The sequence below is a fragment of the Candidatus Planktophila sp. genome (assembly GCF_040402275.1).
Classification (GTDB): Bacteria; Actinomycetota; Actinomycetes; order Nanopelagicales; family Nanopelagicaceae; genus Planktophila.
On the sequence record NZ_JBBAMW010000004.1, the window covers coordinates 65,954 to 74,256 of the forward strand.

An 8,303-nucleotide genomic window follows, 5' to 3' on the forward strand; every position below is an offset into this window, starting at 1 on the left:
TCGCCAATCATGTCCAACGATAATTTCGTACATCTGCACGTTCATACCGAGTATTCAATGCTCGACGGGGCGGCTCGTGTTGGCGATTTAATGTCTGAAGTTAAGGCTCAAGGCATGCCTGCGATTGCAATGACAGATCACGGCAATGTGTTTGGTGCCTTTGATTTTTATAAAGCTGCAAAAAATGCTGACATAAAGCCGATCATCGGAATCGAAGCCTACGTTGCCCCCGAATCGCGTTTTGATAAAAAGCGTGTGCAGTGGGCTGCGGGTGGAGAAGATGATGTGTCAGGTGGCGGTGCATATACGCACATGACGATTCTGGCAGAAAACAATCAAGGCCTTGCAAATCTATTTCGATTGTCATCTCTTGCCTCACTTGAAGGCTATTACTACAAGCCGCGTATGGATCGCGAGCTCTTAGCAACCTATTCAAAAGGATTGATTGCAACAACAGGATGTCCGGGCGGCGAAATCCAAACCCGTTTACGTATGGGTGCATACAAAGAAGCGATCAAGGCAGCTAGTGCTTACCGGGATATTTTTGGTGCTGAAAACTTTTATCTAGAGGTCATGGATCACGGGATTGAAATCGAAGCCCGCGTTAAGCAAGATCTATTAAAGCTTGGCAAAGAACTTGGATTGCCGCTACTTGCTACCAACGATCTTCATTACACAAAGCAGTCAGATGCGCCTGCTCATGAAGCGTTGCTCTGCGTGCAGTCAGGTTCAACCTTGGCAGATCCCAAGCGATTTAAGTTTGATAACGATACTTTCTACGTTAAGACCGCAGCACAAATGCGAGAGCTATTTAAGGAAATTCCTGAAAGCTGTGACAACACCTTACTTATTGCTGAGCGTTGCAACATCACACTTCGTGAAGGTGAAAACTTACTTCCACAGTTTGAGGTGCCAGCAGGTGAGAGTGAAGATTCCTGGCTGAAAAAAGAGGCAGAGCGTGGGCTCAAAGAACGTATGGGAGATCGGTTAACCGCCGAGCATGAGACTCGTTTGCAGTATGAGCTGGGCGTTATGGAAAAGATGGGCTTTCCTGGCTACTTCCTTGTAGTTGCAGACCTCGTTGCTCATGCTAAAAAGGTTGGTATCCGCGTTGGTCCAGGTCGTGGATCTGCCGCGGGCTCACTTGTTGCATATGCGCTCGGTATTACTGGTCTTGATCCACTAGAACATGGCCTCTTGTTTGAGCGATTCCTTAATCCAGAGCGTATTTCAATGCCAGATATTGACTTGGACTTTGACGAGCGTCGACGCAGCGAAATGATTCGGTATGCCACCAATAAGTATGGTGAAGATCGCGTTGCTCAGATCATTACCTACGGAACCATTAAATCTAAGCAAGCTATTAAAGATTCAACTCGCGTTCTTGGATATCCCTATGTCATTGGCGAAAAGCTCACTAAAGCCTTGCCTCCCAGTGTTATGGGAAAAGACATTTCCTTAAGTGGAGTCTTTGATTCAAAGGATGATCGTTACGGAGAAGCTGGCGAATTCCGTGCTCTCTATAACTCTGATCCTGATTCAAAACGTGTTGTTGATACCGCTCGCGGACTTGAAGGTTTGAAGCGCCAGTGGGGTGTTCACGCTGCCGGCGTTATTTTGTCTCGCGAACCTTTGCTCGATGTAATACCAATTCATCGCCGTGAAGCAGATGGCGCGATTATTACTCAATTTGATATGGGAGCGTGTGAAGCAACTGGATTACTCAAGATGGATTTCTTGGGACTCCGAAATCTTTCAGTACTAGATGATTGCTTACTTAACATCACAGCAAATCAAGGTATTGATGTGGTTCTAGAAACCTTGACGCTGGATGATCCAAAGACATATGAGTTGCTTAGCCGCGGCGACACATTAGGCGTGTTTCAGCTAGACGGTGGGCCTATGCGCGCACTGCTCAAAAGCATGTCACCAGATTCATTTCAAGATATTTCAGCTGTTATTGCTTTGTATCGCCCAGGACCAATGGGAGAGAACGCGCATAACAACTACGCAGATCGTAAAAATAAGCGTAAGCCCGTCGAATCAATTCACCCAGAATTAACTGAACCACTTCAGGAAATTCTTGGTGATACCTACGGCCTAATCGTGTATCAAGAGCAGGTAATGGCGATTGCGCAAAAGGTTGCTGGTTTCTCACTGGGCCGCGCAGATCTTTTGCGTAAGGCAATGGGAAAGAAGAACAAAGAGATTCTGGATAAAGAGTACGTTCCCTTTGAAGCAGGTATGAAGGAGAACGGATTCTCGACAACTGCAATTAAGCGATTGTGGGAAGTTTTGATTCCCTTTTCAGATTACGCCTTTAACCGTGCTCACTCTGCTGGATATGGAGTTGTTTCATATTGGACCGCCTACCTCAAGGCTAACTATCCAACTGAATACATGGCTGCCCTTCTTACATCTGTTCGCGATGACAAGGACAAGTCGGCGCTATACCTATCTGAATGTCGTCGCATGGGAATCAAAGTTTTATCACCTGATGTCAATGAATCTGATGCTGAGTACACACCACGAGGTGTTGATATTCGTTTTGGTTTAGCTGCGATTAGAAATGTTGGAGAAGGTGTCGTAGCCTCAATTAAGAGTGCGCGCACGAGCAAGGGTCGCTACACCTCCTTTGGAGATTTCCTTGCAAAGGTTGATGCTCAAGTGTGTAATAAAAAGACAATTGAATCACTGATCAAAGCTGGAGCATTTGGATCCCTGGGTTCTACTCGTAAGGGATTGATTGCCATCCACTTAGAGGCGATTGACTCTGTGATCGAATCAAAACGAGCCGAAGCTATTGGGCAGTTTGATTTATTTGGTGGGGAAGCAGTTACTGCAGTTTCAGGATTAGATATCGAAGTTCCAACAGGTGAGTGGGATAAATCGATGCTGCTTTCATACGAGCGCGAAATGTTAGGACTCTACGTTTCAGATCATCCACTTCTTGGCGTTGAACATGTTCTGCGTGCCAATACAGATATGTCTATTAGCGAAATTGTTGATGATGGCGCTCAGCATGAATCTATTGTCACCATTGGTGGATTGATCACCAGCGTTACACGCAAAGTCTCAAGACAGGGTGCTTCATGGGCAGTTGTCACTGTTGAAGATCTTGAGGGATCACTTGAAGTCTTGTTCTTTGCTAATACTTACAATCAGTACTCAATGTCGCTCACAGAAGACCGAATCGTCACAATCCGAGGTCGAGTAGATCGCCGAGAAGATAAATTGCGTTTTACAGCACTTGAAATGTCGATGCCAGATATCAATGCAACTCCGACTGGTCCGCTAGTTATTTCATTGCCAATTCAGCAGTGCACACCGCCAGTAGTTGAACGAATCAAGGAGATCTTGCGTTCACATCCGGGCAAGCGGGAAGTTCACTTGCAACTCAATGACAACGGAAATAGCACTGTTATGAAGGTTGATGCATTAATCACTTCATCACCAAGTTTGAGCGCGGATCTGAAATCAATTCTGGGACCTAACTGCCTCGTCTAAATTGAGCAACAAGGTTGGGGGCTCAACCGTTACAATTGCCCAATGATTCGTACCGTTGACCTGCGCGGGCGAGCCCTATCTAAAGCCCAATACAACCTCGAACTTCCTCGTGCCACGCTTAATGTGGCAGAGGCGATGGTGCTAATTCAGCCAATTCTCGATCGAGTTAAAAATGGAACCGAGGCGGATCTAATTGCCCTGGCCCAAGAGTTTGATGGAGTTACACCGGCAAGTATTCGAGTGCCACAAAAAGAACTAGACAAGGCATTGTCAGAGTTAGAACCAGCAATTAAAACAGCACTAGAGCTTTCGATTTCTAGAATTAAAAAGGTCCATAACGATCAAGTTCGAACAGATAAGAGAACGACAGTCGTAGATGGCGGAACTGTTACTGAAAAATGGATTCCAGTTGATCGCGTTGGACTCTATGTCCCTGGCGGTCGCGCTGTTTATCCCAGCAGCGTGATGATGAATGTTATTCCCGCACAAATTGCAAAGGTGCAATCAATTGCCGTTGCATCCCCTCCACAAAAAGAGTTTGACGGATTGCCGCACCCAACAATTCTTGCAACGTGCGCGCTCCTTGGAATTACTGAGGTCTATGCAGTCGGCGGAGCCCAAGCGATTGCCCTCTTTGCTTACGGTATGGATGGTGTCTGCGAAAAGGCTGACTTAGTAACGGGACCCGGCAATATTTATGTTGCTGCTGCAAAGCGAGCTTTGCGCGGAATTATTGGAATTGATTCAGAAGCAGGCCCAACTGAAATTGCAATCCTTGCCGATTCATCTGCAATTGCAGCAGATGTTGCTGCAGATTTGATTAGCCAAGCAGAGCACGATGTGATTGCAGCAGCTGTGCTCGTTACAGATTCCCCAGAGTTAGCAAAAGCAGTTGAGGCAGAGCTAAATGTTCGCGTGAACGCCACAAAGCACAGTGATCGAATTAAGACCGCGTTGTCAGGGGTCCAATCTGCAATTGCTTTGGTTGATTCAATCGAACAAGGCTTAGATGTTGTTAACGCGTACGCTGCAGAGCACCTTGAAATTCAAACTCGAAATGCGCGCAGTGATGCTGCCAAGATTCGTAACGCAGGAGCTGTATTTATCGGACGCTTTTCACCTGTGTCCCTAGGAGATTATTCAGCTGGCTCAAATCACGTATTGCCTACAGGCGGTTGCGCATGTCACTCAAGTGGATTATCTGTGCAGACTTTTCTGCGTGGGTTGCACTTTATTGAGTATGGCCAAAAAGCCTTTACAGACATCGTCGATACCGTTGTGACCCTTGCTAATGCTGAAGATTTACCAGCACACGGTGAAGCAATGACTGTGCGCTTGGAGAATTTGTAATGAGTTGGCCAACCTGGTTACCGCTGCGCGAAGCACTTCGCCCAATGTCACCCTACGGTGCACCGCAAGTGCCGGCTCGTGCATCACTTAATACAAACGAGAATCCATATTCACCATCACTTGCTCTGCAAAAGGCAATTACCGATGCAGTTGCAAAGGTTGCTGCGGACTTAAACCGCTATCCAGATCGTGATGCAACTGTATTGCGCACAAAACTTGCGAGCTACATTAACGAGTTGAGCGGTACTAAATTCTCTGCTGACAATATCTGGGCGGCAAATGGCAGCAACGAGATCATTCAATCGATTTTCTTGGCATTTGCTTCGGGGTCAGTTCTTGGATTTACACCCTCATATTCAATGCACCCGCTCATTGCAAAGGTGACTGGTGCACAGTGGATTGATGGCAAGCGTAATGCAGACTTTTCTTTGAATGCTGCTGATGCTGTCGCAGAAATTCAAAAGCACAAACCAACTCTAACTTTTATTACAACACCGAATAATCCAACAGGTGGGGCAGTAACAATTGATGAAGTTCAGATGCTTGCAGATGCTTGTAAGGTAGTTGGTGGATTGTTAGTTGTTGATGAAGCCTATGCAGAATTTTCGCAGGAAAAATCAGCTGTCACATTAATTGCCAACAATCCATATGTAATTGTGATTCGCACGATGAGCAAAGCCTTCGCTTTTGCTGGCGCTCGTCTTGGTTACTTAGTTAGTGATGTTGTAGTGAAAGATGCGATGATGATTGTGCGCTTGCCGTATCACCTCAGTGCATTGACACAAGCCGCAGCTCAAGTTGCCATCGATCATCGAGCAGAGTTATTAGGTGGAGTTGCAACGCTTATTGCTGCCAGAGAGTCTGTTGTTAAGGCACTTCGAGAAATGGGCCTAACCACCATTGATAGCAGTGCCAACTTCGTTTTGTTCACGGGTTTCAAGCAAGAAGCGCCACAACTGTGGGCGGCTTTGCTAGAAAAGGGTGTTCTGATTAGAGATGTGGGATTATCAGGGTACTTAAGAGTCACAATTGGCAATGAAGCCGAGAACAATTTATTTTTATCAGCCCTCAAAGAGCTCATTTAAAGGAGAAAGCCATGAGAACAGCGCGCGTTGAAAGAAAGACCAAGGAGTCACACGTACTCGTTGAACTCAATCTCGACGGTCAAGGCATCATCGATGTAGATACAGGTGTGCCTTTCTTTGATCACATGATGTCTCAACTAGGAAAGCACTCTGGTTTTAATCTCACAGTTAAAACAACTGGTGATATTGATGTTGATTCCCACCACACAGTTGAGGACACATCACTTGCCTTTGGTCAGGCACTTCGTGAAGCACTGGGCGATAAAGCAGGCATTCGTCGCTTTGGCGATTCAATGGTTCCTTTGGATGAGGTATTGGTTCAAGCAGCTGTAGATCTTTCAGGTCGTCCATATTTGGTGCACCGCCAACCAGAAATTGTTGAGCTCATCGGAACTTTTGATACAACACTGGGTAAGCACATTTGGGAGTCAATTGTTGCCGAAGCACACATCGCATTACACATTCGTGTTCTAGAAGGTCGCAATGCTCACCACGTATTTGAAGCACAGTTCAAGGCCGTTGCTCGCGCACTGCGTGATGCAGTTTCACTAGATGGCAGAGTCGCCGGAATTCCATCTACAAAAGGATCTCTTTGATAGCAATTCTTGACTACGGATCTGGAAATCTACGATCTGCAGAACGCGCATTTGCAACAGCTGGTAAAGATGTAGTTGTTACATCAGATCGAACCGTTGCACTCCAAGCAGAAGGATTAGTAGTTCCAGGTGTTGGTGCCTTTGCTGCATGCATGAATGGTTTAAATGCAGTTGATGGTGGGGCAATTGTGCGTGAGCGTTTGGCAAAAGAGCGTCCAACGTTAGGCATCTGTATTGGGATGCAAATCATGTTTAGTCAGGGCACAGAGCATTCAGATGGCGCACCACATGCCGGAATCGGAATTTGGGATGGAACTGTTTCGCAATTAGATGCTCCCATCTTGCCTCACATGGGTTGGAACACAGTTGAAGCTGCTTCAACTTCAACACTTTTTGACGGTGTTGAAGGCGAGTCCTTTTACTTTGTTCACTCATATGCAGCCAAAAAAGCTGTGGGAACAACGCAGGCATGGAGCACCCACGGTGAAAAGTTTTTAGCAGCGGTTGAAGATGGATATATCAGTGCAACTCAATTTCACCCAGAAAAATCTGGCGCAGCTGGATTAGCGTTGATTAAGAATTGGGTGGAATCACTATGAGCTACTTAGAGTTATTACCTGCAGTCGATGTTAAAGATGGCCGCGCAGTCAGATTAGTTCAGGGCGAGCTAGATAAAGAAAGTATTTATGGTGCGCCATTAGATGTGGCACTTGAATTTCAAGCAGCAGGTGCTGAATGGCTACACCTTGTTGATTTAGATGCCGCCTTCGGTCGCGGGGAAAACTCAGCTCTGTTGGCAGAAGTGGTAGGCAGACTTGATATCAAGGTGGAGTTATCTGGTGGAATTCGCGATGATGAATCACTCAAGCGCGCACTTGCTACAGGTTGTCGACGCGTTAATTTAGGAACAGCCGCACTTGAAGATCCGGAATGGACTGCGCGCGTAATTGGTGAGTACGGAGATCGCATTGCAGTTGGCTTAGATGTTCGCGGTCATACTCTGGCAGCTCGCGGATGGACAAAAGAGGGTGGAGATTTGTTTGAAACCCTTGAGCGCTTAGATCGCGATGGTTGTGCTCGATATGTTGTTACAGATGTTGCTAAAGATGGAACATTGGCTGGACCAAATATTGAATTACTTAAATCAGTATGTGCTGCAACAACAAAGCCAGTAATTGCAAGTGGTGGTATTTCATCTCTTGATGACATTGCAGCTCTTGCCGCACTAGTTGGTAGCGGTGTTGAAGGTGCGATAGTGGGTAAGGCATTATATGCCGGTAAGTTCACATTGATTGAGGCGCTAAAGGTCAGCGGAAAATGAGCTTGTCTGTTCGCATCATTCCTTGTTTAGATGTTACTGATGGTCGCGTGGTCAAAGGTGTTAACTTCACAGATTTAGTTGATGCGGGTGATCCAGTTGAAATGGCATCGCTCTATAACCTCGAAGGTGCTGATGAGCTAACCTTTTTAGATATTTCAGCAAGTGTTGTAGGACGTGAAACAACTTTGGATGTTGTTCGCCGCACAGCAGAACAAGTGTTTATTCCACTCACAGTTGGCGGTGGAATCAGAAGTGTTGAAGATGTAGATCGATTACTACGTGCAGGTGCTGATAAGGTTTCGATCAATACATCTGCAATTGCCCGCCCAGAATTGATTGCTGAAATTGCAGATCGTTTTGGATCACAGGTTTTAGTTCTTTCCGTTGATGCAAGACGTGCACGCACTAATTCTGGTTTTGAAGTCACAACACATGGTGGCCGTG

7 protein-coding genes are annotated in these 8,303 nt (G+C 46.2%); all 7 read left to right on the top strand.

Going from position 1 to position 8,303, the window contains the following annotated elements; genetic code table 11:
- The first annotated feature begins 9 nt into the window (after positions 1-9).
- Complete coding sequence (gene dnaE, locus AC9UEY_RS01950) at positions 10-3,507, top strand: DNA polymerase III subunit alpha (protein ID WP_509537023.1); 3,498 nt, start codon at positions 10-12, stop codon at positions 3,505-3,507.
- A 42-nt stretch (positions 3,508-3,549) separates the two neighbouring features.
- A complete protein-coding gene (gene hisD / locus AC9UEY_RS01955) occupies positions 3,550-4,857 on the top strand; it encodes a histidinol dehydrogenase (protein WP_509537025.1) in 1,308 nt (435 codons plus the stop codon).
- Positions 4,857-5,942: a histidinol-phosphate transaminase gene (locus tag AC9UEY_RS01960; RefSeq protein WP_509537028.1), complete on the top strand. Its 1,086-nt coding sequence runs from the start codon at positions 4,857-4,859 to the stop codon at positions 5,940-5,942. The genes hisD and AC9UEY_RS01960 overlap by 1 nt, the downstream gene beginning before the upstream one ends.
- Positions 5,943-5,953: 11 nt before the next feature.
- On the top strand, positions 5,954-6,538 hold the full coding sequence (gene hisB, locus AC9UEY_RS01965) for an imidazoleglycerol-phosphate dehydratase HisB (protein ID WP_509537030.1): 585 nt from the start codon (positions 5,954-5,956) through the stop codon (positions 6,536-6,538).
- Complete coding sequence (gene hisH, locus AC9UEY_RS01970) at positions 6,535-7,137, top strand: imidazole glycerol phosphate synthase subunit HisH (RefSeq protein ID WP_509537032.1); 603 nt, start codon at positions 6,535-6,537, stop codon at positions 7,135-7,137. The genes hisB and hisH overlap by 4 nt, the downstream gene beginning before the upstream one ends.
- Positions 7,134-7,859: a bifunctional 1-(5-phosphoribosyl)-5-((5-phosphoribosylamino)methylideneamino)imidazole-4-carboxamide isomerase/phosphoribosylanthranilate isomerase PriA gene (gene priA / locus AC9UEY_RS01975; protein ID WP_509537035.1), complete on the top strand. Its 726-nt coding sequence runs from the start codon at positions 7,134-7,136 to the stop codon at positions 7,857-7,859. Before hisH ends, priA begins: the two co-directional genes overlap by 4 nt.
- Positions 7,856-8,303 (top strand): imidazole glycerol phosphate synthase subunit HisF (gene hisF, locus AC9UEY_RS01980; protein ID WP_509537037.1); only part of this gene is annotated, 448 nt, incomplete at its 3' end. The genes priA and hisF, both read left to right, overlap by 4 nt.